The organism is Bradyrhizobium sp. Rc3b, from assembly GCF_900114915.1.
In the GTDB taxonomy this organism is placed as follows: domain Bacteria; phylum Pseudomonadota; class Alphaproteobacteria; order Rhizobiales; family Xanthobacteraceae; genus Bradyrhizobium.
This window is the reverse complement of record NZ_FOUS01000014.1, coordinates 137306-164279: the sequence shown is the minus strand read 5'-3', so window position 1 is coordinate 164279 and position 26974 is coordinate 137306. Positions and strand designations below refer to the sequence as shown.

At 64.5% G+C, this 26974-nt stretch carries 23 protein-coding genes; 13 read left to right on the top strand and 10 right to left on the bottom strand.

Annotated elements, in window-relative coordinates; all coding sequences use genetic code 11:
* Nucleotides 1–11: 11 nt before the first annotated feature.
* Nucleotides 12–821, bottom strand: a complete 810-nt coding sequence (locus BM190_RS29870) for a ComF family protein (protein ID WP_092261327.1) — start codon at nucleotides 819–821, stop codon at nucleotides 12–14.
* Nucleotides 822–966: 145 nt separating this feature from the next.
* Between BM190_RS29870 and BM190_RS29865 the strand changes: the two genes are divergently transcribed.
* Nucleotides 967–1836, top strand: coding sequence for a methyltransferase domain-containing protein (locus tag BM190_RS29865; RefSeq protein ID WP_177237385.1), 870 nt, complete (start codon nucleotides 967–969; stop codon nucleotides 1834–1836).
* A gap of 97 nt (nucleotides 1837–1933) precedes the next feature.
* Here the strand turns inward: BM190_RS29865 and mutT are convergent, their stop codons facing one another.
* Nucleotides 1934–2344, bottom strand: coding sequence for an 8-oxo-dGTP diphosphatase MutT (mutT, locus tag BM190_RS29860; protein ID WP_018320552.1), 411 nt, complete (start codon nucleotides 2342–2344; stop codon nucleotides 1934–1936).
* A 137-nt stretch (nucleotides 2345–2481) separates the two neighbouring features.
* Between mutT and BM190_RS29855 the strand changes: the two genes are divergently transcribed.
* The gene (locus tag BM190_RS29855) at nucleotides 2482–3807 is read left to right on the top strand and encodes a TadE/TadG family type IV pilus assembly protein (RefSeq protein ID WP_018320553.1); all 1326 of its coding nucleotides are present in this window, start codon (nucleotides 2482–2484) and stop codon (nucleotides 3805–3807) included.
* Nucleotides 3808–3998: 191 nt separating this feature from the next.
* Here BM190_RS29855 and argJ read toward each other — a convergent pair whose 3' ends face one another.
* Entirely contained in the window at nucleotides 3999–5240 is a 1242-nt protein-coding gene (gene argJ, locus BM190_RS29850; RefSeq protein ID WP_092261325.1) for a bifunctional glutamate N-acetyltransferase/amino-acid acetyltransferase ArgJ, read from the bottom strand.
* A 130-nt stretch (nucleotides 5241–5370) separates the two neighbouring features.
* Nucleotides 5371–6285, bottom strand: a complete 915-nt coding sequence (locus BM190_RS29845) for a peptidylprolyl isomerase (protein ID WP_092261324.1) — start codon at nucleotides 6283–6285, stop codon at nucleotides 5371–5373.
* A 352-nt stretch (nucleotides 6286–6637) separates the two neighbouring features.
* On the opposite strand from BM190_RS29845, the gene secA reads away from it, so the two are divergent.
* Both secA and BM190_RS41950 read left to right on the top strand, forming a co-directional pair.
* Nucleotides 6638–9478 (top strand): preprotein translocase subunit SecA, encoded by a 2841-nt coding sequence (gene secA, locus BM190_RS29840; protein ID WP_092261323.1) that lies wholly within the window; start codon nucleotides 6638–6640, stop codon nucleotides 9476–9478.
* Nucleotides 9479–9997: 519 nt separating this feature from the next.
* Nucleotides 9998–10402 carry a DUF6006 family protein gene (locus tag BM190_RS41950; RefSeq protein ID WP_084674919.1) on the top strand — a complete coding sequence of 135 codons (405 nt, stop codon included), beginning with the start codon at nucleotides 9998–10000 and terminating at the stop codon, nucleotides 10400–10402.
* 194 nt (nucleotides 10403–10596) lie between these two features.
* Here the strand turns inward: BM190_RS41950 and BM190_RS29830 are convergent, their stop codons facing one another.
* A complete protein-coding gene (locus tag BM190_RS29830; protein ID WP_018320557.1) occupies nucleotides 10597–11040 on the bottom strand; it encodes a MarR family winged helix-turn-helix transcriptional regulator in 444 nt (147 codons plus the stop codon).
* Between the two features lie 179 nt (nucleotides 11041–11219).
* Between BM190_RS29830 and BM190_RS29825 the strand changes: the two genes are divergently transcribed.
* The 7 genes from BM190_RS29825 (at nucleotide 11220) to BM190_RS29795 (ending at nucleotide 18724) form a co-directional block, all read left to right on the top strand.
* Nucleotides 11220–12404, top strand: coding sequence for a substrate-binding domain-containing protein (locus tag BM190_RS29825; RefSeq protein ID WP_026202380.1), 1185 nt, complete (start codon nucleotides 11220–11222; stop codon nucleotides 12402–12404).
* 164 nt (nucleotides 12405–12568) lie between these two features.
* Nucleotides 12569–14083 carry an amidase gene (locus BM190_RS29820; protein ID WP_092261398.1) on the top strand — a complete coding sequence of 505 codons (1515 nt, stop codon included), beginning with the start codon at nucleotides 12569–12571 and terminating at the stop codon, nucleotides 14081–14083.
* A gap of 35 nt (nucleotides 14084–14118) precedes the next feature.
* Nucleotides 14119–14976, top strand: a complete 858-nt coding sequence (locus tag BM190_RS29815) for a branched-chain amino acid ABC transporter permease (RefSeq protein ID WP_028141883.1) — start codon at nucleotides 14119–14121, stop codon at nucleotides 14974–14976.
* A 2-nt stretch (nucleotides 14977–14978) separates the two neighbouring features.
* Nucleotides 14979–16196: a substrate-binding protein gene (locus BM190_RS29810; RefSeq protein ID WP_092261322.1), complete on the top strand. Its 1218-nt coding sequence runs from the start codon at nucleotides 14979–14981 to the stop codon at nucleotides 16194–16196.
* A gap of 6 nt (nucleotides 16197–16202) precedes the next feature.
* Nucleotides 16203–17315, top strand: a complete 1113-nt coding sequence (locus BM190_RS29805; RefSeq protein ID WP_092261321.1) for a branched-chain amino acid ABC transporter permease — start codon at nucleotides 16203–16205, stop codon at nucleotides 17313–17315.
* On the top strand, nucleotides 17305–18036 hold the full coding sequence (locus BM190_RS29800) for an ABC transporter ATP-binding protein (RefSeq protein WP_092261320.1): 732 nt from the start codon (nucleotides 17305–17307) through the stop codon (nucleotides 18034–18036). The genes BM190_RS29805 and BM190_RS29800 overlap by 11 nt, the downstream gene beginning before the upstream one ends.
* On the top strand, nucleotides 18029–18724 hold the full coding sequence (locus tag BM190_RS29795; protein WP_092261319.1) for a branched-chain amino acid ABC transporter ATP-binding protein: 696 nt from the start codon (nucleotides 18029–18031) through the stop codon (nucleotides 18722–18724). Before BM190_RS29800 ends, BM190_RS29795 begins: the two co-directional genes overlap by 8 nt.
* An 853-nt stretch (nucleotides 18725–19577) precedes the next feature.
* On the opposite strand, the gene BM190_RS29790 is transcribed toward BM190_RS29795, so the two are convergent.
* The 5 genes from BM190_RS29790 to BM190_RS29770 form a co-directional block, all read right to left on the bottom strand.
* Entirely contained in the window at nucleotides 19578–20426 is an 849-nt protein-coding gene (locus tag BM190_RS29790; protein WP_092261318.1) for a protein NO VEIN domain-containing protein, read from the bottom strand.
* 148 nt (nucleotides 20427–20574) lie between these two features.
* A complete protein-coding gene (locus BM190_RS29785; protein ID WP_177237373.1) occupies nucleotides 20575–22098 on the bottom strand; it encodes a L,D-transpeptidase family protein in 1524 nt (507 codons plus the stop codon).
* Between the two features lie 493 nt (nucleotides 22099–22591).
* Nucleotides 22592–23554, bottom strand: coding sequence for an acetyl-CoA carboxylase carboxyltransferase subunit alpha (locus BM190_RS29780; RefSeq protein ID WP_018320570.1), 963 nt, complete (start codon nucleotides 23552–23554; stop codon nucleotides 22592–22594).
* 271 nt (nucleotides 23555–23825) lie between these two features.
* On the bottom strand, nucleotides 23826–24785 hold the full coding sequence (gene xerD / locus BM190_RS29775) for a site-specific tyrosine recombinase XerD (protein WP_092261316.1): 960 nt from the start codon (nucleotides 24783–24785) through the stop codon (nucleotides 23826–23828).
* Nucleotides 24786–24802: 17 nt separating this feature from the next.
* Complete coding sequence (locus BM190_RS29770) at nucleotides 24803–24949, bottom strand: hypothetical protein (protein WP_014439243.1); 147 nt, start codon at nucleotides 24947–24949, stop codon at nucleotides 24803–24805.
* A gap of 195 nt (nucleotides 24950–25144) precedes the next feature.
* On the opposite strand from BM190_RS29770, the gene BM190_RS29765 reads away from it, so the two are divergent.
* The gene (locus BM190_RS29765; protein WP_018320572.1) at nucleotides 25145–25768 is read left to right on the top strand and encodes a shikimate kinase; all 624 of its coding nucleotides are present in this window, start codon (nucleotides 25145–25147) and stop codon (nucleotides 25766–25768) included.
* Nucleotides 25765–26907 carry a 3-dehydroquinate synthase gene (gene aroB / locus BM190_RS29760; RefSeq protein WP_092261314.1) on the top strand — a complete coding sequence of 381 codons (1143 nt, stop codon included), beginning with the start codon at nucleotides 25765–25767 and terminating at the stop codon, nucleotides 26905–26907. Before BM190_RS29765 ends, aroB begins: the two co-directional genes overlap by 4 nt.
* The last annotated feature ends 67 nt before the right edge of the window (nucleotides 26908–26974 follow it).

The following is a 26974-nucleotide window of genomic DNA, read 5'->3' as shown; positions in this document are numbered from 1 at the left end:
AAGTCATTGAATTATATGGGACGGGGCCCGCTCTCGACAACCCGGGCGAAGACCAGCACGTCGACCTGGGCGGCCTTGGCCCGGAGCAGGACCCGCGCGCAGGCATCCAGCGTCGCCCCCGACGTCAGGACGTCGTCGATCAGGACAACGCGGCGGCCCTGGATTTCGGCCTGACGGTCGGGGGATACCTGGAACGCGCCCTGCACATTGGTGGCGCGCTGGGCCCGCGACAGGCCGATCTGCTGCTCGGTGGCGCGTACCCGGCGCAGCACCTCAGCCCTCGCCTTGACCCCGCTCTGCCGCTCGATGATCTGCGCCAGGGCCCCGGACTGGTTGTAGCGGCGGCGCCAGGCCCGCCGCCAATGCAGGGGCACCGGCACCAGCATGTCGGCCCCCGCCAGCAGCTCGCCGCCCGCGCGCGCCATCCACCGGCCCATGGCGGGCGCCAGATCGGTGCGGTCCTGGTATTTCAGCGCATGCACCAGCGTGCGCGCGACGTCGTCATAGCGCACCGCTGCGCGGGCGCGCTGGTAGGCCGGCGGGCTCGCGATCGCCTCCATCGACAGCATGTCGGGGCCGGGATCATAGACGAAGGGAATGCCGAGCCGCGGGCAATAGGGCCGCTCGATGAATGACAGCCGGGCCCAGCACGAAGCGCAAACGCCCTCGCCCTCGACCGGTTCGCGGCAGGATACGCACTGCGTCGGCAGCGCGATGTCGAGCGCGAGCCGTGCCGCGCGCGACAGCGCGTGGCGGCCGGCCGTCCATGCCGCCCGGAAGGGGGCGGCGAGGGAACGGGTGGGGGCGGCGTTGGCGTCCATGCGGGAAGGCTAGCGTTCCGCTTGGCGGCGCTCAAGCGACTCATTCTCGTGCCCCGAATCTGCAGCGCCACGCCGGCGATGCGAAGCATCGCCAGGGGCGCTGCGGCGCGTCCGGGACACGAGAGGGGAGATTGCAATGACCTGCATGATCGGCGTAACCAGCGGCATGGCCCAGACCCCGCAAACCCCGCCCGCGTTGTTCGATCGCGCCTTGCTGCACGCGCGGCAGCGGCGTGCGCAGGCGCAAGATGCCGTGAGCTTTCTGCTTGATCGTGTCGCCGAGGACATGTCCGACCGGTTGGCTGCGGTGATGCGGGAGTTTCACGCCCCGGCCGATCTCTGGACACCCGGTGAAGGGCTGGCGGAATTGCGTGCGCGGCTGCCTTCCCTCCAGCGGATCGCGCTTGATGCTGCGGGTTCAGAGGTGCTGCCCTTCGCGCCCGAAAGCCTTGATCTCGTCGTCTCCGCGCTGGCGCTGCAATTCGTCAACGATCTGCCGGGCGTGTTCGCGCAAATCCGCCGCGCGCTCAAGCCGGATGGGCTGCTGCTCGCCGCGATGATCGGCGGCGACAGCCTGACCGAGCTGCGCCAGGCCTTTGCCGCCGCGGAAGCCGAATGCGAGGGCGGCGTGTCGCCGCGCGTCGCGCCGTTCGCGGATCTGCGCGACATCGGCGCGCTGCTGCAGCGGGCGGGCTTTGCGCTGCCGGTGACCGATGTCGACCGCGTCGTGGTGCGCTATTCCAACGCATTCGCGCTGATGCAGGATCTCCGGCGCATGGGTGCTGCCAATGTGCTGATCGAGCGGCGGCGAACACCGAGCCGGCGCGCGACGCTGCTGCGGATGGCCGAGATCTACACTGAGCGCTTTGCCGATGCCGACGGCCGCATCCGCGCCACCTTCGACATCATCTGGCTCTCCGGCTGGGCCCCGCATGCGAGCCAGCAGCAGCCGCTGAAGCCGGGATCGGCGAAAGCGAGCCTGGCGGAGGCGGTGAAGAAGGCGGGGAAGACTTAGGCCACTAGCACCGTCATTCCGGGGCTCGCGCAGCGAGAACCCGGAATCTCGAGATTCCGGGTTCGGTCCTGCGGACCGCCCCGGAATGACAGGAGTCTCACATCAGCAGATCAATCAAATGCGGGATCAGCGGAATGTCCGCCGGGGGCATCGGGTAGTCGCGCAGCTTGTTGGCACGGACCCAGGCCAGGGTCTGGCCTTCGCGCGGCGTCACCTGTCCCTCCCAGCGCCGGCAGATGTAGAGCGGCATCAGGAGGTGGAAGGTCTCGTAGCCGTAGCTCGCGAAGGTCAGCGGGGCCAGGCACGGCTCGGCGACGGTGATGCCGAGCTCCTCGTGCAGCTCGCGGATCAGGCTCTGCTCCGGCCGCTCGCCCACCTCGAGCTTGCCGCCGGGAAACTCCCAGAGTCCGGCCAGCGTCTTGCCCGCGGGGCGCTGCGCGATCAGGACGCGCTTGTCGGCGTCGATCAGCGCGCAGGCCACAACCAGGGTCAGTTTCAGATCGGCCATACGTGATGTCGCTCGCTGAAGATCATCCGCAACGGTTTATTAACCCTATTGCGGCCCGTGTTTCCGAGGTTCCCATAAGTCATATTTAATCGACGGTTCCTAGAGTGGGAACGCTTAAACCACTCCGGGCCCCAATCATGCGCGCTGCGCTTTCCACCATCATCCGCCGGTTCGTCAACGACCGGCGCGGCAATATCGCGGTGATCTTCGCGCTCGCCTGCGTCCCCCTGATCACTGCGGTCGGCTGCGCGGTCGACTACTCGCGCGCGACGCAGACCCGGGCCAAGCTTCAGGCTGCGGCCGATGCCGCCAGCGTCGGCTCGATCGCCAAGGCCTCACCGGCCTTCAAGGCCGCCGGTACCATGACGTCGGATGGGTCGATTTCCGTCGGCGTCACCGACGCCCAGAACATCTTCGACGCCAATCGCGCCAATCAGACCGGCTACACTCTCAACAGCGTCACGCCGACCGTGGTCAAAACCGGATCGACCGTCACCTCGACCGTTGCGTTCAACGCCACCATGAACACCATGTTTCTCGGCCTGATCGGCAAGTCCGCGCTGACGCTGTCCGGTACGTCGAAGGCGACGGCCAGCATGCCGCTCTATATCGATTTCTACCTGCTGCTGGACAATTCGCCGTCGATGGGTGTCGGCGCGACGCCGACCGACGTGCAGACGATGGTCAACAACACATCGGACAAGTGCGCTTTCGCCTGCCACGACCTCAAGGACAAGAACAATTACTACGACCTTGCCAAGAAGCTTGGCGTGACCACCCGGATCGACGTGCTTCGGACCGCAACGCAGTCGTTGATGGATACGGCGAGTGTGACCCAGACCTATTCAAACCAGTTCAGAATGGCGATCTATGATTTCGGCGGCTCCGCAAGCACGCTCGGCCTGCGCAATCTGTTTTCGTTGTCGGCCTCTCTCTCCAGCGCCAAGACGGCGGCGGGCAATATCGACCTGATGTCGGTGAACGGTCAGAACGAGAATAACGACCAGGACACGGCATTCACCGCGATATTCCCTGCGATCAACGGCGAGATCAGCTCCCCCGGAACCGGCACGCCGTCCAGCCCGCTCAAATATCTGTTCTTCGTCTCCGACGGGGTCGCTGACGAGAGCAACACCGGATGTCTGAAACCGCTCTCCGGCACCACGCGGTGCCAATCGCCGCTCAATGCTGCGCTCTGCAAGACGATGAAGGACCGGGGCGTCAAGATTGCCGTGCTGTACACAACGTACCTCGCGCTGCCCACCAACAGCTGGTACATGAAATGGATCGCTCCGTTCAATACCGGCCCCTACGGGCCGTCGCCGAACAGCGAGATCGCGCAGAACATGCAGAGCTGCGCGTCGTCCGGGCTCTATTTCGAGGTGAGCCCGACGCAAGGCATCTCGGACGCCATGAACGCGCTGTTCAAGAAAGCTGTCGCGGACGCGCGGATTTCAGGGTGATTTGAAGCACGGCTCTCGCGCTCTCTTACCGTCACCCTGAGGTGGCCGCTCCTTCAGCGGCCCTCGAAGGGCGACGGCCCGGCTCTCTCCACGCGGCTGTAGCGGTGGCCCTGCATCCTTCGAGGCTCCCGATGGGGCGCTCCGCGCCCCATCCCTCGCACCTCAGGATGACGAAGAAGGCGTCGTGAGCCCTACGACCTGTAATCGCCGTTGATCGCGACATATTCCTTGGTGAGGTCGCAGGTCAGGACGCGGTCGCGGCCCTTGCCGAGGCCGAGCGAGACCTTGATCGCGATCTCCGGCGCCTTCATCGCTTCCGAGACCTGCGCCTCGTCATAGTCAGGATCGCGCGCGCCGCTCTTGGCGACGCGGATGCCGTTGAAGGAAATCGAGAGCTTGTCGCGATCGGCCGGCTCGCCGGCCTTGCCGACTGCCATCACGACGCGGCCCCAATTGGCGTCCTCGCCGGCGATCGCGGTCTTGACCAGCGGCGAGTTGGCGATCGACATCGCGATCTTGCGCGCGGAGGCCTTGGTCTTGGCGCCCTCGACGGTGATCTCGACCAGCTTGCGCGCGCCTTCGCCGTCGCGGGCGACCTGCTCGGCGAGGTTGGCGAGCACCTGGTTGAACGCCTTGACGAAGGCCTTCAGGCGCGGATCGCTGGCGCGGCTGATCTTCGGTGCGCCCTGCCCGGCGGCAGCGCCGGTGGCGAAGGCCAGCAGTGTGTCCGAGGTCGAGGTGTCGCCGTCGATCGTCACCGCGTTGAAGGTGTCCTCGACGCCGCTCTTGAGCAGCGCCTGCAAGGCCGCGGGCGCGATCGGTGCGTCGGTGAAGATGAAGGACAGCATCGTCGCCATATCGGGCGCGATCATGCCGGCGCCCTTGGCCATGCCGTTGATGGTGACCTTGGCCTTGCCGAGCTTGACGGTCGCGGTCGCGACCTTCGGGAAGGTGTCGGTGGTCATGATCGCCTTGGCCGCAGCGAGGTAGTCGCCGGGCTCGGCGGCTTCAGCCAGTCGGCCCAGCACGCCGTCGAACTTGGTCGCGTCCAGCGGCTCGCCGATCACGCCGGTCGAGGCCAGGAAGATTTCGCCCTCGCTGCATCCGACCGCCTTGGCCGCGATCTTGGCGGTCAGCGCCGTGGAGGCCCGGCCGGTCTTGCCGGTGAAGGCATTGGCATTGCCGGAATTGACGACCAGCGCGCGCGCCTTGCCGCCCTTCAGCTTGCCGCGGCACCATTCCACCGGCGCGGAGGGGCATTTCGACTTGGTGAAGACGCCGGCCACGGCGGTGCCCTTGTCCATCACCGCCAGCAACACGTCGGTCCGGTTCTTGTAGCGGATGCCGGCCTCGGCCGTCGCGAGACGGATGCCCGCAACGGTGGGCATGTCGGGAACTGTTTTCGGGGCGAGCGGGGAGACGGAGGAGGACATCGCGGGGCGCCTTGGTGGGATCTGAATATGCAGATGCCCGGCCCCTCTGTGCGAAGACGCGCTTCGCGCTTGGGGCCGGGCATCACAAAGGCTTAGATACTCTTCACGTCACCGAAGTGACAGCGAATTCTTACTTCTTTGCAGGGGGCGCCATCTTGCTGTCGGAGGGCTTCGCCGCATCCGCCGGCTTGGCGTCCGCCGCCGGCTGGTCCAGGCGCTCGACCTTGGCTTCGGCGCGAAGCTTGGCGACGTAGTCGGCCTGGGCCTTGCGGGTGACGTACTGCTCGATCTGGGCCTTGACCTGCTCGAAGTCCGGCGCCTTGCGGTTGCGCTTTTCCTCGACCTTGATGACGTGCCAGCCGAACTGCGACTTGACGGGGTCGGAGATCTTGCCGGGTTCGAGCGCGAAGGCGATCGCCGAGAATTCCGGTACCATCTGCTCCTTGGTGAAGAAGCCGAGATCGCCGCCGTCGGCCGAGCCCGGATCCTTGGACTTCTTCTTGGCCAGCTCGGCGAAATCGGCGCCCTTGTCGAGCTCGGCCTTCACCGCCTTGGCCTCGTCCTCGGTCTCGACCAGGATATGGCGGGCGCGCACTTCCTGCTCGCCGGTGATCTGCTTGGAGGCCTCTTCATAGACCTTCTTCATGGCGTCGGGGGTGGTGGCGGCCTTGCCCTCGCCTGCGAGCAGGCTGTCCATCAGAAGCCGGTTGCGGGCGAATGCCAGGCGCTTCTTGAATTCCTCGCTATCGGCAACCTTCTTGTCCTCGGCAGCCTTGCTGACGATTTTCATGTCGATCAGGAAGGACAGGACGTTCTCGTCCTTGGTCGCCGGGTCCATCTGGGCGAGGCTCGGCCCGAGCTCCTCCTCGGCCATGGCGACGTCGCTCTTCTTGATTTCCGCGCCATTGACCTTCGCCAGCACCGGATCGTCGGCGGCCCGGAGCGGGCCTGCGAACGCCAGGGACAGCGCCAGAGCGAGGCTGCCAGCCAGGGCGGACGCACTGCGGAAACGCTGGCCGGTGGTTACCGGGAACGAGGTGGTCATGGAAAATCCTTATGTTGAAGCAGGGGGCTGCTCGAGCGGGGCGGACACTCGCCCAATACAGGGGGGCTTGGCAACGCGAAAAGTCTGTCAAAATGATGAATTAGCCGCAATGCGCCCGCCGTTGACAAGGCCCTGACCGGGCCATATCTCTGCCCGGTCGCGACCATGGCGATGGCGTTTATTTTGCTGCGTTTTTGGCCGTTGAACCCAGACTTGCCCAATTCCCACCCATATGGCGGATGACCCCCGCAGTCCGGGCTCTGACGCCACGAGGCGTCACGGTGAGTTGATAGGCAGGCGGGTGACAACTTCTTAGGCCAACGCGGTTGAATCGCGAACACAGGAACCAGGCATGATCGGCGCGCTCGCCCGCAAGTTTTTCGGCTCCGCCAACGACCGGCGGGTGAAGGGATATCAGTCCCGCGTCAACGCGATCAACGCGCTGGAAGGAGAGGTCTCGAAGCTCTCCGACGAGGCGCTCAAGGCCCGCACCGCCGACTTCAAGAAACAGCTCGCCGAGGGCAAGACGCTGGACGACCTGCTGGTCCCCGCCTTCGCCACCGTGCGCGAGGCCGCCAAGCGCACGCTCGGCCAGCGCCATTTCGACGTCCAGCTGATCGGCGGCATGGTGCTGCACGAGGGCGACATCGCCGAGATGAAGACCGGCGAAGGCAAGACACTGGTCGCGACCCTCGCGGTCTACCTCAACGCGCTCGCCGGCAAGGGCGTCCACGTCGTCACCGTCAACGACTACCTCGCCCGCCGCGACTCCGGCTGGATGGGCCAGATCTACGGCTTCCTCGGCATGACCACCGGCGTGATCGTGCACGGCCTCGACGATGCCGAGCGCAAGGCGGCCTATGCCTGCGACATCACCTACGGCACCAACAACGAATACGGCTTCGACTATCTGCGCGACAACATGAAGTACCGGCTCGAGGACATGGTCCAGCGCCCGCACTTCTTCGCCATCGTCGACGAGGTCGATTCCATCCTGATCGACGAAGCGCGCACGCCGCTGATCATCTCCGGTCCGCTCGACGACCGCTCCGATTTCTACAACACCATCGACGGCTTCCTGCCCAAGCTCGACAAGACCGACTACGAGGTCGACGAGAAGCAGCGCACGGTGACGCTGACCGAAGCCGGCATGGAGAAGATCGAGACCCTGCTGCGCGATGCCGGCCAGCTCAAGGGCGAGTCGCTCTACGACGTCGAGAACGTCTCCGTCGTGCACCACATCAACCAGGCGCTGCGCGCGCACACGCTGTTCACGCGCGACAAGGACTACATCGTCCGCGACGACGAGGTCGTCATCATCGACGAGTTCACCGGACGCATGATGCAGGGCCGCCGCTATTCCGAGGGTTTGCACCAGGCGCTGGAAGCCAAGGAGCACGTGCAGGTTCAGCCGGAAAACCAGACCCTGGCCTCGATCACGTTCCAGAACTATTTCCGGATGTACGAGAAGCTCGCCGGCATGACCGGCACGGCGTTGACCGAAGCCGACGAGCTCTTCGACATCTACAAGCTCGAGGTCGTTGAGATCCCGACCAACGTGCCGATCGGCCGCCTCGACGAGGACGACGAGGTTTATCGCACCCACAAGGAAAAATACGCGGCCATCCTCGCCGAGATCGAGCGGGCCAATTCGCGGCTCCAGCCGGTGCTGGTCGGCACGGCGTCAATCGAAAAGTCGGAAGTGCTGGCCGAGTTTCTGAAGCAGAACGGCTACAAGCAGATCGATTTCGGCAAGGAGAACGCGCTCGACAAGCTTTACGCTGCCGCGCGCGCCGGCAAGCCGGCGAAACTGTTCGCGGTGCTGAATGCGCGCTTCCACGAGCAGGAAGCTTATATCGTCGCGGAAGCCGGCGTGCCCGGCGCGATCACGATCGCGACCAACATGGCCGGCCGCGGTACCGACATCAAGCTCGGCGGCTCGCTCGAGATGCGCATCCCGAAGGAGACCGCGGGCATCGAGGACGAGGCCGAGAAGGCCAGGAAGATCGAGCAGATCAAGGCCGACGTCGAGCGCTTCCGCGAGATCGTGCTGAAGGCGGAAGAGATCGTCGAGATCGAGCCGGCAAAGGGCAACAAGCCCGCCAAGACCGTGACCAAGCCCGGCGGCCTCTACATCATGGGCTCCGAGCGCCACGAATCCCGCCGTATCGACAATCAGCTGCGCGGCCGTTCCGGCCGTCAGGGCGATCCCGGCCGCTCGAAATTCTTCCTGTCGCTGGAAGACGATCTGATGCGCATCTTCGGCTCGGATCGACTCGACAGCATGCTCCAGCGTCTCGGCCTGCAAGAGGGCGAGGCCATCATCCATCCCTGGATCAACAAGGCGCTCGAGAAGGCGCAGCAGAAGGTCGAGGCCCGCAACTTCGACATCCGCAAGAACCTCTTGAAGTTCGACAACGTCCAGAACGACCAGCGCAAGGTGATCTTCGACCAGCGCGTCGACCTGATGAAGGACGAGAGCGTCGCCGAGACCGTCACCGACATGCGCCACGCCTTCATCGACGACCTCGTCGCCAAGCACGTGCCCGAGCATGCCTATGCCGAGCAGTGGGACGTCGCCGGCCTGAAGGACGAATTGAAGCGCGTGCTCGATCTCGACCTGCCGGTCGACGACTGGGCCAAGGAAGAGGGCATCGCCGACGAGGAACTGCTCACGCGCATCGAGACCAAGGCCGACGAGCACATGGCGGCCAAGGTGGCGCAATGGGGTCCCGACGTGATGCGTTACGTCGAGAAGACCATTCTGCTGCAGACGCTCGACCATCTCTGGCGCGAGCATCTGATCATGCTCGACCATCTGCGCCAGGTCATTGGCCTGCGCGGTTACGGCCAGCGCGATCCCCTGCAGGAGTACAAGACCGAAGCCTTCAATCTCTTCCAGGAGATGAGTGCGCATCTGCGCGAGGCCGTCACGGCACAGCTGATGCGGGTCGAGATCGTCCCGCCCGAGCAGGAAGCGCCGGTGCTGCCGCCGATGGAGGCGCACAAGTTCGACCCGAACACCGGCGAGGACGAAATGGCGCTCGCCAGCGTCACGCTCGGAGCCCAGACCTCCGACGCCGCGCTGCGCGATCCGAAGAACCCGGCAAGCTGGGGCAAGGTCGGCCGCAACGAGGACTGCCCCTGCGGCTCAGGCAAGAAGTACAAGCACTGCCACGGGCGGTATGCTTGATCGATGATCTCAAGACCCAGCGAATTCGCGGTGCTGTATTGGCCTACGAGTTCGCGAGGGGTTGAAATGCTTCCGATCCATATGGTGCCTGCTGATCTTTAGGGTGCATCACGAATGGTAGGCGCACGCCATTGAGGATGGCTGGCTTACATTTGTTAGGCGGTCTGGCATCCGTCACGCGCGGCTGAGCACGCTTTGGCCACCTGGCAACCGGCCCCGATGCTGAGCGAACAGGCGAGAAGCATCGCTCTGTTGCATGCGCGTGACCTGCGGCGCCTGTTCCTGTGATCACTTCCGAGTGCTGTTGCTGCAGATTGTCGGCGGCCACTCGCTCCCCCGGCCGCGCAGCTGAAGCCCGAAAGCCGATGGTCAAAGCGCGGCATCGTGTCTCGGAGAACACCTGCGGGTAGATCATCCAATCTTTTGCCACTGCTCATTGTGATCTGGATCACCTCTACCGAGCTCGATCCGTGTTTTGATTGAATCACAATACGCGGCCCGAAAATTGGGAGCCAGACAATGTCCAAACGCGCGCTGCCAACCACCTTTTGCGTTCTTGCCCTGAGTTTCTACGCTTGCGGTTCCGCCCCTGCGAGCCAAGTGGGCGGATGGTGGGGCGGAACATGGTCGTGCAACATAGACGGCCGGCCGGCCCGGATGAAATGGGCCGCCGTTGATGACAGTCAGACAAGCTGCAGCGGCGGCACTTGCACCAGCAGCTCGGGAGCACGCTGGGCAGGCAACTTCTCAGATAATGGCTCGCGATGGGTGAAGTTAACAAATCCACGCAGCGGAACGCAGGGCGGCGTATACTTCAACCATGCCGATGGCAATAAATGGTATCTAGCCAAACCGGTCAGCAACAAGTCCGTGGGCTGGACGACATGGAACGGCCAACGCTATCGCCTCTCGTGCTGGCGATGATGCATGCGGCGCATGCTCATTCTCAGCCTGGACTCAAGGGCGAGCCTTGAGAATTGAATAAGGCCCGGGTGCACGCTGTGAGCGCCACCAAGCCGGCGTGGACCAGCGCGCGTGCTTTCATGGAGGTCCTCTCTCCATGCATTGAATGGCAGACGAGTGTGTCGGCTCCGCAAGGCGCCCACGCTCCACGAGGTCTAATTCGAACTATCGATCAAGCTCTCCAGCAGCCGCTTCAATTCGCTCGTCGACTTGTCGCCGTAGCTCTCCAGGATATGCTCCTCCTGGTCGACCGCGAGCGAGTTGAGCTTCTTGCACAGCACCTTGCCGCGGTCGGAGATGAACATCAGCACCTTGCGGCGGTCGCCCGGGTCCTGCACGCGATAGACCAGCGTGTCGGAGACCATGCGGTCGATCATCTTGGTCAGCGTCGGATGGTTGAGCAGCACGGCGCCTGCAAGCTCGCCCATCGAATGGCCGTTGCCATCCGACAGCACCTTGAGGATGCGCCACTGCTCGACCGGCACGCCTTCCTTGCTCAACCTCAGTTCGAGCTGCCGGTTGATCTCCCGGTTGGCTTGCGCGAGCAGGTAAGCGAGGTGTTCGGTGATCGGGGTGTTTTCTTTCGACGGTTTTGCCACGGCTAAGACTTCGTCTTGACCCAATTGAGTGAATGTCTTGCAATCAATGCTGCATCTATATGCACTTCAATTCTTGAATATTCAATATTTTCAAAATAGGATCATTGCACAACAAAAGGGCGGAAGCCGCGGCCGCCTGCTCAATGTGCTTTCAGGTCTGGTGCCAGACAGGAGTTGGCGTGCGCGCGACGGTAAACTTCCCGGCTCATGGCGGTCCGGCGTTGCCACCGTCTTTGCTGTTCAGGAATCTGTCGTCCGCGGCAGCGGATTTCGACCTGTCGCCATTTGACATCCACGTCATGAAACGCCGCGGCGCCCGCAACAAGCTGCGCATCGGCAATTTCCTCACCTTCACCGGCTCGCCCGGAATCTGGGGCCCGACTTCCACCAACAGCGCCATGCTGGCGGTCGCCGAGATCAACAAGCGCGGCGGCATATTGGGGCGCGAGCTCGAGCTATCGATCTACGATTCCGGTGGCCCGATCGAAGACGTCGTGCGGCGCGCCGAGCAGGCGATCGCCTTCGACGAGGTCGACCTGATCATGGGCTCGCATATCAGCGCCGTCCGTGTTGCCCTGCGCAAGGTCACCGGCAACCGCATCCCCTACATCTACACTCCCGTCTATGAAGGCGGCGAGCGCACGCCGGGCGTGATGGCGATCGGCGAGACGCCGCGCTGGCAGAGCCGCCCCTCGATCCACTGGCTCGCCGACGTCAAGAAGGCGGCGCGCTGGTACCTGATCGGCAGCGACTATGTCTGGCCCTGGCAGTCGCATCGGGCGGTGAAGCGCTACATCAAGGAGGCCGGCGGTCAGGTCGTCGGCGAGGAGTTCGTCCCGGTCGGCGAGGACAATCACGAGCCGCATCTGGCGCGCATCCGCGCAGCCAAGCCTGATGTCGTGCTGATCTCGCTGATCGGCACCGACAGCATCACTTTCAACCGCGCCTTCGCGGAAGCCGGCCTTGCGACCTCGACGCTGCGACTTGCCGGCGCGATGGACGAGACCGTGCTGCTCGGCATCGGCGCCGACAACACCGAGAATTTGTTCTGCGCCTCCGGCTATTTCAACTGCATGGCCTCGCGTGCCAATGACGAGTTCCTCAGCGGCTACCAGGCCATGTTCGGCCCGCACGCGCCGCCGGTCGGCTCGGTCGGCCAGTCGAACTATGAAGGGCTGCGGTTCCTGGAGTCGGTGGCCAACCGTGCCGGCTCGCTGGCCTTTCGTCCGCTGCTGAAGGCCGCACGCAACACCGTTTACTCGGCGGGCCGCGGTCCCGTGGTTCTTCGCGACGGGCGCGCCGAGATGCCGATGTACCTCGCTGAAGCCGACGGTCTCGACTTCAAGATCATCAAGACGCTTTGAGAGTCGGCTGTTGATACGTCGCAGCGGCTTTGCGAAATAATACTTGAAAAGGAAAATATTTCCGTCTGTAATATCGACGCGAAGCCGAACGGCCCGCGCTTGTGCAGCGCGACCGCGAGACTCCGTCCAACGCCAGGGATCAAGAAGCCTCAGAGGAGAGCGCCGTGACAGTTGTCCTTCCCACCCCCGCCCAACTTCGCAGTGTCGCCGAGCAATGCGGCCTTTCGCTCACCGATGACGACGTCACCTCGTTCCGTGGCCTGATGCAGGGCTCGATCGAGGCCTACAATCTCGTCGCCGCGATGCCGGACGAACTGCCCGAGGTGAAATATCCGCGCACCCCGGGCTATCGGCCCTCGGCTGAAGAGAACCCGCGCAACGCCTGGTATCGCAAGTCGACCGTGAAGGGCGCCGCCAGCGGCAAGCTCAAGGGCAAGACCGTCGCGCTGAAGGACAACATCATGCTGGCCGGCGTTCCCATGACGAACGGCTCGTCGACGCTGGAAGGCTATGTGCCCGATTTCGACGCCACCATCGTCACGCGCATGCTGGATGCCGGCGCCGAGATCGCTGGCAAGGTGCATTGCGAGCACTTCTGCCTGTCCGGCGGCAGCCACACCGGGTCCTACGGGCCGGTGCATAATCCGCACAAGATGGGCTACTCGGCCGGCGGCTCGTCGTCGGGCTCGGGCGTCGTGGTCTCGCTCGGCGAGGTCGACATGGCGATCGGCGGCGATCAGGGCGGCTCGATCCGCATGCCGGCCTCGTTCTGCGGCATCTACGGCATGAAGCCGACCTGGGGCCTCGTCCCCTACACCGGCATCATGCCGATCGAGATCTATGTCGACCATACCGGGCCGATGACGGCGACGGTCGCCGACAATGCGCTGCTGCTCGAAGTGCTCGCCGGCGACGACGGCTACGATCCGCGCATCAAGTCGCCGAAGGTCGAGGAATACACCAAGGCGCTCGGCCAAGGCGTCAAGGGCATGAAAATCGGCATCGTCAAGGAAGGCTTTGAACAGCCGACGGCCGAGGCCGCGGTGAATGAAAGCGTGCGCGAGGCGGCGAAACGCTTCAAGGATCTCGGCGCCACCGTCGAGACGGTGTCGATCCCGATGCATCTGCTGGGCGGCGCGATCTGGACGCCGATCGGCACCGAAGGCCTGACCCAGACCATGATGTTCGGCGACGGCTATGGCCTGTCCCGCGGCGATCTCTATTCGACCTCGCTGATGGATTTCCATCGCGGCTGGCGCCGCCAGGCCGATTCGCTGTCCGAGACCACGAAATTGTTCATGATGCTTGGCACCTACATCAACAACAATTTCGGTCCACGCTTCTACGGCAAGGCGCTCAACATCTCGCGCCGGCTGACCGCGGCCTACGACAAGGCGTTCGGCGATTACGATCTGCTGCTGATGCCGACCACGCCGATGAAGGCGACCAAGCTGCCGGAGCCCAATGCCAGCCGCGAGGAATACGTTGCCCGCGCCCTGGAGATGATCTCCAACACCGCGCCGTTCGACATCACCCATCATCCCGCGATGTCGCTGCCCTGCGGCATGGTCGACGGCCTGCCGGTCGGCCTGATGCTGGTCGGCCGGATGTTCGAGGAATCCACCATCTACCGCGCCGCCCACGCCTTCGAGCAGATCGGCGACTGGAAGAAGATGTGAGCGGGCATTGATGCAGACGGACGGAAGACCACCCTATGGCTAACGCGTTCGTCGCAGCGTTCGAGATCCTGAGCTTTGGCGCGATCATCGTTCTGATCGTGCTGGGGCTCGGGATCATCGCCAGCATGATGGGCATCTTCAACTTCGCGCAGGGCGAGTTCGTCCTGCTCGGGGCCTACATCACCTATCTCGCCTACGCCAAGGGCCTGCCGATCTGGGCCGGCATGGTCGCAGCGCCCTTCGTCGTCGGCGCGCTCGGCTTCGTGCTGGAGGCGCTGATCATCCGCAGATTCTACGCCGCGCCGATCGTCGCCATGCTCGGCACCTACGCGCTCGGCCTGATCATCCGCGAATCCGTGCGCGGGCTGATCGGCGGCTTTTATCTCACTGTGCCCGAGCCGATCGGCGGCTCGATCGACATCGGCGCCATGCACATCTCGGCCTGGCGCTTCACCATCATCGTCATCACGCTGCTGGTGATGGCCGGCTGCTATCTGCTGCTGTCCCGCACCAACTTTGGTCTGCGCATGCGCGCCACGCTGGAGAATCCATCGCTGGCGCGGGCCTCGGGCATTTCCACGCCCCTGATGTACGGCGCCACCTTCGCGTTCGGCTCCGCGCTCGCCGGCCTTGCCGGTGCCCTGATCGTCCCGGTGTTCAGCCTCTACGCCGATCTCGGCCTGCGTTTCCTGATCCAGGGTTTCGTCGCGGTCATGGTCGGCGGCGTCGGCTCCTTCATCGGGCCGGTCGCGGGCGCCGGTGTCATCGGCACGCTCAGCGCCGCGCTGCCCTGGGTGATGGCGCCCGTCGTCGCCGACGTGCTCGTCTTCGTGCTCGCCATTGTCTTCATCAAATTCCGCCCGCAGGGCCTCATCGCTGGAAAAGGGGTTTAGTCATGTTCGATCGCACTCAGCTCTCACGCCGCCGCTTCCTCTCCAATTTCGCCTTCGCTTCCGGCGCGGTCGCAACCGGGGTCGGAAGCTGGGTGATCCCGGCCGACTGGGCCAATGCCGCAGAGGCTCCGATCAAGGTCGGCATCGCGACCGATCTCACCGGCCCGATCGCCTATGCCGGCAACGCCGACGCCAACGTCGCGAAAATGGTGATCAAGGAGATCAACGCCGCCGGCGGTCTGCTCGGCCGTCCGCTCGAGCTCTACATCGAGGACACCGCCTCCAACGAATCCGTCGCCGTCGGCAATGTCCGCAAGCTGATCCAGCGCGACAAGGTCGACATGGTCCTTGGCGGCATCACCTCCTCGATGCGCAACGCGATCAAGGACCCGATCGTGGCGCGCGGCAAGACGCTCTACATCTATCCGCAGCTCTACGAGGGCAAGGAGTGCACGCCCTATCTGTTCTGCACCGGCCCGACGCCGGCGCAGCAATGCGACGAATTCATCCCCTGGCTGATCAAGAACGGCGGCAAGAAGTTCGCGCTGCCGAGCGCCAATTATGTCTGGCCGCACACGCTCAACGTCTATGCCCGCAAGGTGATCGAGGCGAACGGCGGCGAGGTCGTGTTCGAGGAATACTACCCGCTCGACCAGGTCGACTTCTCCGCGACCGTCAACCGCATCATCTCCAACAAGGTCGACGTGGTCTTCAACACCGTCATTCCGCCTGGCGTCGGCCCGTTCTTCAAGCAGCTCTATGAAGCGGGCTTCCTCAAGAACGGCGGGCGGCTCGCCTGCGTCTACTATGACGAAAACACGCTCAACATCAATCAGGCCGCGGAGATCGAGGGACTCGCCAGCTGCCTCGACTATTTCAAGGTGCTGACCAAGGAGAACCCGTTCGACGCCAAAATCCAGGCGGCCTACGAGAAGGATTTCCCCGGCAACTTCCTGTTCGCCGCCGGCAGCGCCGCCACCGGCACCTATCGCGGCCTCAAGCTGTGGGAAGCCGCGGTCAAGGAGGCCGGCAAGATCGATCGTGAGTCGGTCGCCGCCGCGCTCGACCACGCCAAGATCGCCGAAGGCCCCGGAGGACCTGCCGAGATGGTGCCGGGCAAACGACACTGCAAGATGAAGATGTACACCGCGGTCGCCAAGGGCGGAAACTACGAGATCGTCGGGCGCAGCAACGGCCTCGTCGATCCCAAGGAATGCTGATTTGGAATGCTGAAGTCGATGGGCGCAGTGAAACAGGCGATCCCCGCCGAGATCGGCGGGGAGGCGGACGTCGCCATGGATAGCGGCGGGACGGCGGAACGATTGTCGGCGCGAAAAATCCTGCCGATCGTGGAGGGCGTCGTGCTGGTCGCGGCGCTGCTCGCGCCGCTGGTGCTGCAGGACTATCTCACGGTATTCGCGACGCGCGTGATCATCCTCGCGCTGTTCGCGCTGTCGTTCGATCTGGTCTGGGGTTATGCCGGCATCATGAGCTTCGGCCAGGCCCTGTTCTTCGGCTCGGCCGGTTATGGCGTGGCGCTGCTCGCGCGCGACTTGGACATCACCAACATCCTCCTGGTGCTGCCCGCGGGCACGCTGATCGGCCTTACCTTCGCGCTGCTGCTCGGCGGCTTCCTGCTGCTCGGGCGGCATCCCTCCAGCGTGATCTTCGTTTCGCTCGGTACGCTGACCGGCTCCTACGCCGCCGATCGCCTGGCGCGCGGCTGGTATTATCTCGGCGGCCAGAACGGCATTCCCTCGATCGCGCCGATGTCGCTCGGGACTTACGAGTTCACGGAGGGGCCGGCGTTCTATTATCTCGTCCTCGGCATTCTCGTCGTGGTCTACCTGCTCTGCCGCTTCCTTGTGCGCTCGCAGTTCGGCCTCGCGCTCGCCGGCCTGCGCGAGAACGAGCAGCGCATCGCCTTCTTCGGCTACAAGGCGCAGCACCTGAAGGCGATCATCTTCACCATCGGTGGCGGCGTCGCCGGGCTTGCCGGCAGCCTCTATGCCTTCCACGAAGGCTTTGTCTGGCCCAACATGGTCGGCGTCGTCGTCTCGACGCAGGTGGTGCTCTATGTGCTGTTCGGTGGCTCCGGCACGCTGATCGGCGCCGTCATCGGGGCCGTCATCGTCGAGGGCGTCAGCTTCTGGCTCTCGGACAATTATCGCGACATCTGGCCGATCATTCTGGGCTTGTTGCTGCTGCTCGTCATCCTGTTCCGCCCTCTCGGCCTGATCAGTTTCGTCCTCGGCGAGCGCGAGCGGGTCGGTAGCTTCGGCGCCAGGGCCAAAGAAAACCTCAAGGAGAACGTCAAGGAGAATCGCGATGCTCCTTGAAGCCGCCGGCATCACAAAAATCTTCGGCAAGCTCACCGCGCTCGACGGCGCCGCGCTCACCGTCGGTGCCAACGAGTTCCACGGCCTGATCGGCCCGAACGGCTCCGGCAAGAGCACGCTGATGAAGTGCATCGCCGGCGCCGAGGTGCCGACGCAAGGCAAGGTCTCGTTCGTCAATACCGACATCACCGCGTTCACGCCGATCGAGCGCGCCCGGGCCGGCATGAGCCTGAAATTCCAGATCACATCCGTGCTGCCGTCACTGACGCTGTACGACAACATCCTGCTCGCGCTGCAGGCGCAGTCCTCGCTGGTCGACCTCGTGTTCTCGCGCACGAGAGGCGCGCTGCACGATCAGGTCATGACCATGCTGACGCAGTTTCGCCTCGCGAATCGCGCCTTCGAGGCCGCAGCGGCGCTGTCGCACGGCCAGCAGCAATGGCTGGAGATAGCGATGGCGCTCGCCGGCAGGCCGAAACTGCTGCTGCTCGACGAGCCGACCGGCGGCATGAGCCTGGAGGAGCGCCGCGTCACCGGCGAGCTGCTGCAGCCGATCAAGCAGCATTGCTCGCTCGTCATCGTCGAGCACGACCTCGATTTCATCCGCGACATCTGCGATCGCCTCACCGTGCTCGACCAGGGCAAGGTGCTGGCGTCAGGCACGGTGTCCGAGATCCAGGCCAACAACGCCGTCCAGGAGATTTATCTGCGCCGTGCCTGAATTTTTGGACATTAGACATCTCGATGCCGGCTACGGCCGCAGCCAGGTGCTGTTCGACGTCACCCTCGGCATTCCCTGGCGCGGCGGCGTCGCCGTGCTCGGGCGCAACGGCGCTGGCAAGACCACCCTGATGAAGACCATCGTCGGCGAATTGCCGGCGTGGAAGGGCGAGGTCGCCTTCGACGGCCGCGACATCAGTCGCCGCGCCACCCAGGAGCGCGTGCGCGCCGGCATCGGCTACGTGCCGCAGGAGCATTCGGTGTTCGCGCGCCTGTCGGTGCGCGACAATCTCGCCGTCGGCTCGCTCGCCAGCAAGAAGCCAGACGCGGTCGACCAGGTGCTGACCATCTTCCCGAAGCTCGGCCAGCGCCTCGACCAGCCCGCCGGCACGCTGTCCGGCGGCGAACGCAAGATGCTGGCGATCGGCCGCGCCATGCTGGGCGATCCAAAGCTGCTGCTGCTGGACGAGCCGACCGAAGGCGTCTGGATCGGCGTCATCGAGGAGATCACCGAGCGCCTGATCGAGCTCGCCAAGACAATTGCCGTCATCATCGTCGAGCAGCACCTCGACCTCGCCTTGCGCGTCGCCGACTACGCCTACGTGCTCGACCGCGGCCGCGTCGCGCTGCAGGGAGAGGCGGGCGCGGTGCGGGGCAATCCGGAGCTGATGCGGTATCTGGCGCCGTAGGCGACGCTGCTTGACACCGCCCGTTCTGCAGCGAGCACTCTGGCTGCCCCGTCATCCTGAGGTGCGAGCAGCGCGGTGCACGAGCACCGCGTAGCGAGCCTCGAAGGATGAACGGCCGCGCGGCCAGCCGGGCCGTCGCCCTTCGAGGGCCGCTGAAGAAGCGGCCACCTCAGGGTGACGGTGAGATATGGTCGCGTGGGCTCCGACTTCACCGCAATTCGCCGACGTCAGCCAGAAGCCTGGTCACGGTCTTATCGTCTTCAACTGTCAAACAGCCCACATGACATCGCGATCCCGCAGCGCTCCAGCGCCCGGGTTTTGGTTCGCTTCTGGCGCCCTTCGGAATCGGAAGGGCGCAGGGAAGGCCGGGTACCGGCTGGTACCCGCGAGCCCCTGTGCAATGATGCGTGGATAGACGCTCACAGGGGAGACACAGGTGCAGCCCGATAACCGGCCTTCCCTGCGCAGTGGGTTGACGGCTTATGTCGCGCTCTCCCCGGGGAGCGATGCACTCTTGCCCCCGTCGCCTCGCAGATCGCTGATGTGCGCAACCCGGTCGGGCACGCACACCACCGCGGAGACTTGACGCCAGCCTGCGGGCGCCAGGACCACACGATTTTGCCGTACGCGGCCGGCCTGTCGTACCGCGCCCGCTGATCGCTCACGGGGAGACCCGCCCTGCGACCGCATCTGGCGCCAACACCGCCCGCGTCCACCGCAACTCACCCCACGAACCGTGACGATCGCGACCCGCCCCTTCCGGCAGGATGAGATGGCGAGGGAGTATAGGGTGTGTCGCGGTTCGGGTAAAGAGAAAATATGATTTATCCGAAGAGATTGAATTTGAGGAATGCTATCTAGGTTCCGCAGAGTACGTGGTGGGCGTCAAGAAGAGCGCATCCTCAAGCGGTGGAGCGATTTCGAACATCTGCGCGTGGTTCCGAAAGTGAAAGACGCGCCGGACTCGATATCTGTCTCTTCTCTCCGCAGCAACGTCGACTTCGCGCTTGGTCAGCCAAAATGGCGTGCGTTCGTGCCCGCACGTCGTCTTGATCTCCAGTAGCCGCTCTTGCCCATCGGGTTCAAAGGAACGGACATCGTACCCGTAGCCGTCTCCGTCCAGATCGGAAACCCACCGAACGTCGTCGGCGAGATCTTCACGTCCAGCTTGTCGGAGGCGAATGCGCTCGAATTCTACGACAAACTTCTCTCCGGCCTTCCCCAAGTCGCGATTTCTCGCATCTCTCTCCGCAGGATCAAACTTTCCGACAAGTTGGCGGATCGCAGGCGGCAACACTTTATCCAAATCGGTGAACTGTGGGGGAGCAACGAAGATCGTGTCGTCGTTCAGTGCTAGCGGTTGCGTATCTGTACTCGCCGGATAGAGAAAGTTTGGCTCGCGCCGAATATTGCGTTCGACAGCCGGCACTAGCGCATCCTGATAGTGCGCCAATGGCTTGTAACCGTTGATCCACTGCGCGCCCAATACGTCCAGAACTGCAGAGATGTTCTGGAGCTTGCGTTCGATTGATCCTTTGGATCGACGGACGGTCGTCATGAGACGACGCCAATTGTCTGCCTTGCTGTAGGCGATACCCGCCTTTTCGGAGGCCAGCATTCGGAAATAGCTGTCGACCACGGCGGAGATTTCAGTCTCCGTCCAAGGCGTCCCTGCAATGCCTTCGATCTGCTCGGGGTCCAAGCTTCTGCCTCTCGAACCCGAAGCGTATCAGGGGATCAATCGGGCGCAAGGTTGGCACTGGGAGCGCAGCAGCGAGCAACCTCCGCCTCCGCGGATAATGACGGTGTCAGCTCGGCTATATCGAGGAAAGCGCGGCTCCGGCCGCCGCCTACTTCATCGCCCCGAAGCGGCTGTCGAACGAGTTCGACGAGATCACCGGCGCGGCGCCCATGATCTGCGTCGCTTCACTCGTACCATCCGCCACTGACGGCTTCAGCGCCGGACGCGTTGCGGCGAGGCGGGTGTCGGGCTGCTTTGCCGGCTCGGCGGGCTTGGCGGCCACGGTCGCAGCCGGCTTCGGCGCATCCTTCGCGGCATCCTTGGACTTGTCATGCCCCGGCACGAAGCGGGTCACGGCGGCCTTGAGCCGCGACGCGGCGGTCGGCGGCGTCGTGGTCGTGGTCGTGGTGGCCGGAGCCACGGATGCCGTGGCTTGCGGCGGCGGGGTGGTCGCGGTGGTGTCGGATGAGCCCATGCCCATCTTGCGGCCGAGGTTGGAGAAGAAGCCGCCGGATTTCTCAGTCGTCGGCGCGGCCGTGGCGACGCGGGCACTGGTCGCGGGCGCGCTGACGGCGACGACCGGCTCTTCCTGCGGCGCAGGCGCGGACGCCACGCTGTCGAGATTCGGCTTGGGCGGATTGACGTGGCCGGGGATCGTGCCCGGCGCCTTGGCCATCGCCAGCATCTGCAGCGTGGTGCCTTCGGCGCCTTCGGACAGGCCGGTCGAGCCTTCCGGAATTTTTGCGGCAAAGATCTTGTTCATGCCGCCGTCGATGCCGGTGTTCATGCGCGCCACCGGCGTGCCCTTGGCGACTAGCCTGGCGTATTCCGCCTCGTCCTTGGCTTGCTTGCCCCGCACGGCGGCGACGACGTCCTCGGGAATCACATAGGCCGGGCACTTTGCCGAGGCGTCGAACACCGGATCGCGCTTTGCGTCCGCGGGCTTCGCCGCGTCGAAGACGTACTTCTTCTCGCAGAAATCGACCTTCGGCTCCTGCCGCGTCACCTCGAAATGATCATAGCCTTCCTTGATCATCTTCCAGAACGGCATGTTCGGATTGTTCCGGTGCTTGGCCATGTTCACCGGCGTCATCTTGAACGGATAGGCCTGCAGCTGGAACGCCTTCTGGCCGCCGAAGAAGGATTCGCGGCCGAGCGAATAGATCTCCGCGATCTGCTCGTCGGTCATCGCGTAGCAGCCGCGCGAAGAACAGTCGCCGTGCACCATCAGCTGCGAGCCGGTGCGGCCCAGCGCCTTGTCGAATGCGTTCGGATAGCCGGTGTTGAACGAGAGGTAATAGGCCGATTGCGGATTCATCTGGCTCGGGTTGATCGAGTAGAATCCCTCCGGCGCCTGGCGGTCGCCTTCGCGCACCTTCGGACCTAAGTCGCCCGACCAGCGGCAGATCGGATAGGTCTTGAGCAGCGCGAACTGGCCGTTGCGGGCCTGCTTCCAGACCTCGAGCTCGGCCTCTTGCTTGAACAGGCGGACCAGGATCGGCGATTGCAGGTCCATGTCCTTCTCGACCATCGCGGCGAGAAGCTTTGGCGGCACCGGCTGGTTGGCCTTGGCATTGGTCGCGAGCGAGACCTGGTCGGTATCGCAGCCGGCCAGCAGGACGCTGGCTGTCATCAGCGCAACCGAAGCCAAGAGCGCGCGAGCAAGCGAACGAGAAATCAAGATGGACCCCACACCGTGCCGGGCAGAGAGCGCGAACCCCAATTCTGATGGAGCATGATCCGACCGGAGAACCGGACCCGTCGTGACGGGCTTTTTCAGCTCACGCCCCAGCGCTTATGCCCTGAAGCCATTGATTAAAATTCTAACCTCTGGGTCATGTGGTCGCAACCCGAGCGGGGATCACGAGCCCGTTGGCCCATCGGCATGGTCAACGAAGACTGAATGGACGCGACTTTGGGCCTTACTTGGGCCTTTCGGCCCGACTGGGACTCAGATCGCTGATTTGGGCAAAAAAAGGGTTAACGGGCGGTTACCGGGGGCCGCCCGAACGGTCCCGTAGGGTGGGCAAAGGCGCGAGGCGCCGTGCCCACGAGCCGGTCCTAATAGTCGGCAGTGGTGGGCACGCTTCGCTTTGCCCATCCTACGGCACCGGAATCGGCCCGAATCAGCCCAGTTTCCGGCCGATATCGAGGAATTTCTGCCGGCGCTGCTTTCGGATGGCATCCCCATCCAGGCCGCGCAGCTCGTCGAAGGCCTTGGCGATGGCATCGCCGGTGGTAGCGATCATGGCGGCGGGGTCGCGGTGGGCGCCGCCGACCGGCTCCTTCAGGATGCTGTCGATCACCCCGAACCGGAGCATGTCCTGGGCGGTGATCTTCATGTTGTTGGCGGCTTCCTGGGCCTTGGTGCCGTCGCGCCAGAGGATCGAGGACGCCGCTTCCGGCGAGATCACGCTGTAGATCGCGTGCTCCAGCATCAGCACCTTGTTGGCGGTGGTAATCGCAATGGCGCCGCCCGACATGCCCTCGCCAGTGATGATGGCGACGTTCGGTACCGTCAGCGCCATGCAGGCATCGGTCGAGCGCGCGATCGCTTCGGCTTGTCCCCGCTCCTCGGCGCCGATGCCGGGATAGGCGCCGGCGGAATCGGCGAGCGACAGCACCGGCAGGCCGAACCGCTCGGCCATCTCCATCAGCCGCACGCATTTGCGATAGCCTTCGGGGCGCGCCATGCCGAAATTGTGCTTGATGCGACTCTCGGTGGAATCGCCCTTTTCCTGGCCCATCACGCAAATCGCTTCGCCGCGGAAACGGCCGAAGCCGGCGACCAAAGCCTCGTCCTCGCCGAACTTGCGGTCACCGGCGAGCGGGGTGAATTCGGTGATCAGACCCTTGATGAAATCGTTGAAATGCGGCCGCTGCGGATGCCGCGCGACCAGCGTCTTCTGCCACGGCGTCAGATTCTGATAGAGGTCGGCCAGGGCCTGCGCCGCCTTGTCCTCGATCCGCCCGATCTCGTCGGAGATGTCGGTACCGGAGGCCGCCAGCGTCCTGAGCTCGTCGACCTTGGAGTCGAGCTCGGCGACGGGCTTTTCGAAGTCGAGATAGCTGCGCATCTGGTCTTGCATCAACTCAATATAGGGGGACGGGGCGAAGAGGCGAAGCGAGGTCGGGGCCGCGGAGAGAAGTGTAGCGTCTTCAACGAGTTGGCTTGTGCGCTCCTGGCCGGGAGCCAAATCAGTCGAAAGGCCCCGGCTCTTTCTGCGGAGATGTGGCCGAAGTCAAGGCGGTTTCATGGGGTGCCCGTAGCCCGGATGGAGCGAAGCGCAATCCGGGAAGGTCTGTCCGCGGGGCGAGAACCCCGGATTTCGCTGCGCTCCATCCGGGCTACGGCGACAACTACTTCTCCGCCAGCGGGTGCAGGTCGCGCACCAGGCTCTTCAGCCGCTCCTCCACCACATGGGTGTAGATCTGCGTCGTCGAGATGTCGGTGTGGCCGAGCAGGGTCTGCACGATGCGCAGATCGGCACCATTGTGCAGGAGGTGGCTGGCAAAGGCATGGCGCAGCACGTGCGGGGAGACCAGCCGCGCCTGAAGCCCCGAGGCGACCGCAAGCTCCTTGAGGTCGCGGGCAAAATGCTGCCGCGACAGATGCCCGCTCTCGCCGAACGAGGGGAACAGCCATTTCGAGGCGGCGAGGCTGTCTTTCTTCTTCTCCGTCTTCGCAGCTTCCGTCGCGGCGAGATAATCCGCCATCGCCTGGCGGGAGGCCTCGTTGAGCGGCACCAGGCGCTCCTTGTTGCCCTTGCCGCGCACCACGATCATGCGGGCGTCGCGCTTGGCCGCCGAGCGCGGCAGCGCCACCAGCTCGGAGACGCGCAGGCCGGTGGCGTAGAGCACCTCGAGCAGGCAATAGAGCCTTAAAGAGCGCAGCCGCTTCGACGGCGAGGCATCCTGCGCCTCGCTCAATTCCTTGGCGCGGCGGAGCATGCGGTCGACATCGGCGATCGACAGCACCTTCGGCAGGCCGCGGCCGCGCTTGGGGCCGGACAGGATCGCGGCAGGATCCTCAGCTCGGATGCGTTCGTTCAGCAGGAAGCGATAGAGATGCCGCATCGCCGACAGCCGGCGCGCGACGCTGGTGGATTTGAAGCCGCGGGCATCGAGATCGGCGAGGTAGTCGCGCAAATTTTGCGTCTCGGCGTCGGCAAAGCTGTGGCCGTCGCGGCCCAAAAATTCCGAGAAATCGGTGAGGTCTCGGCGATAGGCGTCGAGCGTATTGGGCCCGGCGCCCTGTTCCGCCGCGAGCATGTCGAGGAACAGGCCGGTGAGCTTGGCATCTGAGGGCGGGTTGCGCATGCCCGGGAGGCTAGCTCCTATTTCTTGAGAAACTTGTCCGGCGGGATCGTCACCGTCATTTCCCGCGACTTGGGACTGACGAAATTGGCCAGTGCGAAGACCACGCCATAGACGATGCCGGCGATCACGGCGACGACCGTCAGGAAGCGGAACAGGCTGGGCATCGTTCTGGGGTCTCTGTCGGGGACTTGGTTAGGGTCTCGGCGGGCAAATTAACCAATGAAATCATCCAACATGTTCGCCGTTTCGTGGCAAGAGTCCACTGGCGAGGCCCCCTGCGGGGTCGTATAGGTGGCCAAAGCATGCCGCCTTTGGCGGCAGATCGAGCGAGATCCAGAGCGAGATCCAGAGCAATATCCATGTCCGACGCCGCGTTGCCGATACCAGCTTCGCCCGAAGCCGACATCCTGTCGGCGCTCGGGGCGCGCTCGATCGTGCTCGTCGGTATGATGGGGGTGGGCAAATCCACCATCGGCCGCCGCATGGCGAGCAGGCTCAAGCTGCCCTTCGTCGACGCCGACACCGAGATCGAGACCTCGGCCCAGATGAGCATCCCGGAGATCTTCGAGCGCCACGGCGAGCCGTATTTCCGCGACGGCGAGGCGCGGGTCATCGCGCGGCTGCTCGACAGCGGTCCGGTGGTGCTGGCGACCGGCGGCGGCGCCTTCATGCGCGAGGAGACCCGTGCGCGCATCGCGGCGAAGGCGGTTTCGATCTGGCTCAAGGCGGACCACGACGTCATCATGCGCCGGGTGCGGCGCCGTGCCGACCGCCCGCTGCTCCGGACCGCCGACCCCGAGGGAACCGTGACGCGCCTCCTCACCGAGCGCGAGCCGGTCTACAGCCATGCCGATCTCACCATCGCCTCGCGCGACGTGCCGCACGACAAGATCGTCGAGGAGACCATCGAGGCGCTGCGCGCGCATCTCTGTGGCGAGCAAGCCACCCAACCACCTGCCGACGTTGCGAGTGCAATACGATGACTGCGCCGTTGAAACATTCCGACCCTGTCAACGTCGAGGTCGCGCTGGGGAATCGCGCCTATGACATCGTCATCGGCCGCGGGGTGCTGTCCTCGCTCGGCGAACGGGTCGCCGCCTTGCGTCCTGGCGTGCGTACCGCGATCGTGACGGATCGCACGGTGGCCAAGCACTGGCTCGAGCCCACCGAGGCCTCGCTCGCCGCCAGCGGCATCCCGACCTCGCGCATCATTGTCGAGGAAGGCGAGATCTCCAAGACCTATGCCGGCCTCGAAAAGGTCAGCGAAGCCCTGATCGCCGCGAAGATCGAGCGCAACGACCTCGTCATCGCGCTCGGCGGCGGCGTGGTCGGCGATCTCGCCGGCTTTGCCGCGGCGATCCTGCGCCGCGGTGTCGATTTCGTGCAGGTGCCGACCTCGCTGCTGGCGCAGGTCGATTCCAGCGTCGGCGGCAAGACCGGCATCAACTCGCCGCAGGGCAAGAATTTGCTCGGCGCGTTCCACCAGCCGGTGCTGGTGGTCGCCGACACCGCCGTGCTCGATACGCTGTCGCCGCGGCAGTTCCGCGCCGGCTATGCCGAGGTCGCCAAATACGGCGTGCTCGGTGACGAGGCCTTCTTCACCTGGCTGGAGAAGAACCATTCCGACATCTTCAGGGGCGGCTCGGCGCGCGAGCACGCGATCGCGACCTCCTGCCGCGCCAAGGCGGGCGTCGTCTCGCGCGACGAGCGCGAGACCGGCGAGCGCGCTCTGCTCAATCTCGGCCACACCTTCGGCCACGCGCTGGAAGCTGCGACCGGCTTCTCCGACCGCCTGTTCCACGGCGAAGGCGTTGCCATCGGCATGACGCTGGCGGCGCAGTTCTCGGCCAAGCTCGGCATGATCGGCGAAGCCGATGCGTCGCGCGTCGAGCGGCATTTGATCGAAGCCGGCCTGCCGACGCGCCTGCAGGACATCGCGGGCTTTGCGCAGGAGGGGCTTGCCGATGCCGACGCGCTGATGGCCCTGATGGCGCAGGACAAGAAGGTCACGCGCGGCAAGCTCACCTTCATCCTGCTGGAGGCCGTCGGGCGCGCGGTGATCGCGAAGGATGTCGAGCCGGCCCCGGTGCGGGACTTCCTGAAGTCGAAATTATCGCAGTGATGGCGGCATCGTCTGGATCGGCCGCCCGCAATGAGGCGCGGATGATCAAGGCGGTCGCGAGGCAAAC

Coding starts and splice junctions, on each gene's coding strand:
- BM190_RS29855 (WP_018320553.1), top strand. CDS start 2,482: ATGCGCGCTGCGCTTTCCACCATCATCCGCCGGTTCGTCAACGACCGG.
- xerD (WP_092261316.1), bottom strand. CDS start 24,785: ATGCGCAACCCGCCCTCAGATGCCAAGCTCACCGGCCTGTTCCTCGAC.
- BM190_RS29845 (WP_092261324.1), bottom strand. CDS start 6,285: ATGACCACCTCGTTCCCGGTAACCACCGGCCAGCGTTTCCGCAGTGCG.
- BM190_RS29815 (WP_028141883.1), top strand. CDS start 14,119: ATGGCTAACGCGTTCGTCGCAGCGTTCGAGATCCTGAGCTTTGGCGCG.
- BM190_RS29865 (WP_177237385.1), top strand. CDS start 967: ATGATCGGCGTAACCAGCGGCATGGCCCAGACCCCGCAAACCCCGCCC.
- mutT (WP_018320552.1), bottom strand. CDS start 2,344: ATGGCCGATCTGAAACTGACCCTGGTTGTGGCCTGCGCGCTGATCGAC.
- BM190_RS29800 (WP_092261320.1), top strand. CDS start 17,305: ATGCTCCTTGAAGCCGCCGGCATCACAAAAATCTTCGGCAAGCTCACC.
- BM190_RS29805 (WP_092261321.1), top strand. CDS start 16,203: ATGCTGAAGTCGATGGGCGCAGTGAAACAGGCGATCCCCGCCGAGATC.
- argJ (WP_092261325.1), bottom strand. CDS start 5,240: ATGTCCTCCTCCGTCTCCCCGCTCGCCCCGAAAACAGTTCCCGACATG.
- secA (WP_092261323.1), top strand. CDS start 6,638: ATGATCGGCGCGCTCGCCCGCAAGTTTTTCGGCTCCGCCAACGACCGG.
- BM190_RS41950 (WP_084674919.1), top strand. CDS start 9,998: ATGTCCAAACGCGCGCTGCCAACCACCTTTTGCGTTCTTGCCCTGAGT.
- BM190_RS29765 (WP_018320572.1), top strand. CDS start 25,145: ATGTCCGACGCCGCGTTGCCGATACCAGCTTCGCCCGAAGCCGACATC.
- BM190_RS29770 (WP_014439243.1), bottom strand. CDS start 24,949: ATGCCCAGCCTGTTCCGCTTCCTGACGGTCGTCGCCGTGATCGCCGGC.
- BM190_RS29780 (WP_018320570.1), bottom strand. CDS start 23,554: ATGCAAGACCAGATGCGCAGCTATCTCGACTTCGAAAAGCCCGTCGCC.
- aroB (WP_092261314.1), top strand. CDS start 25,765: ATGACTGCGCCGTTGAAACATTCCGACCCTGTCAACGTCGAGGTCGCG.
- BM190_RS29810 (WP_092261322.1), top strand. CDS start 14,979: ATGTTCGATCGCACTCAGCTCTCACGCCGCCGCTTCCTCTCCAATTTC.
- BM190_RS29870 (WP_092261327.1), bottom strand. CDS start 821: ATGGACGCCAACGCCGCCCCCACCCGTTCCCTCGCCGCCCCCTTCCGG.
- BM190_RS29785 (WP_177237373.1), bottom strand. CDS start 22,098: ATGACAGCCAGCGTCCTGCTGGCCGGCTGCGATACCGACCAGGTCTCG.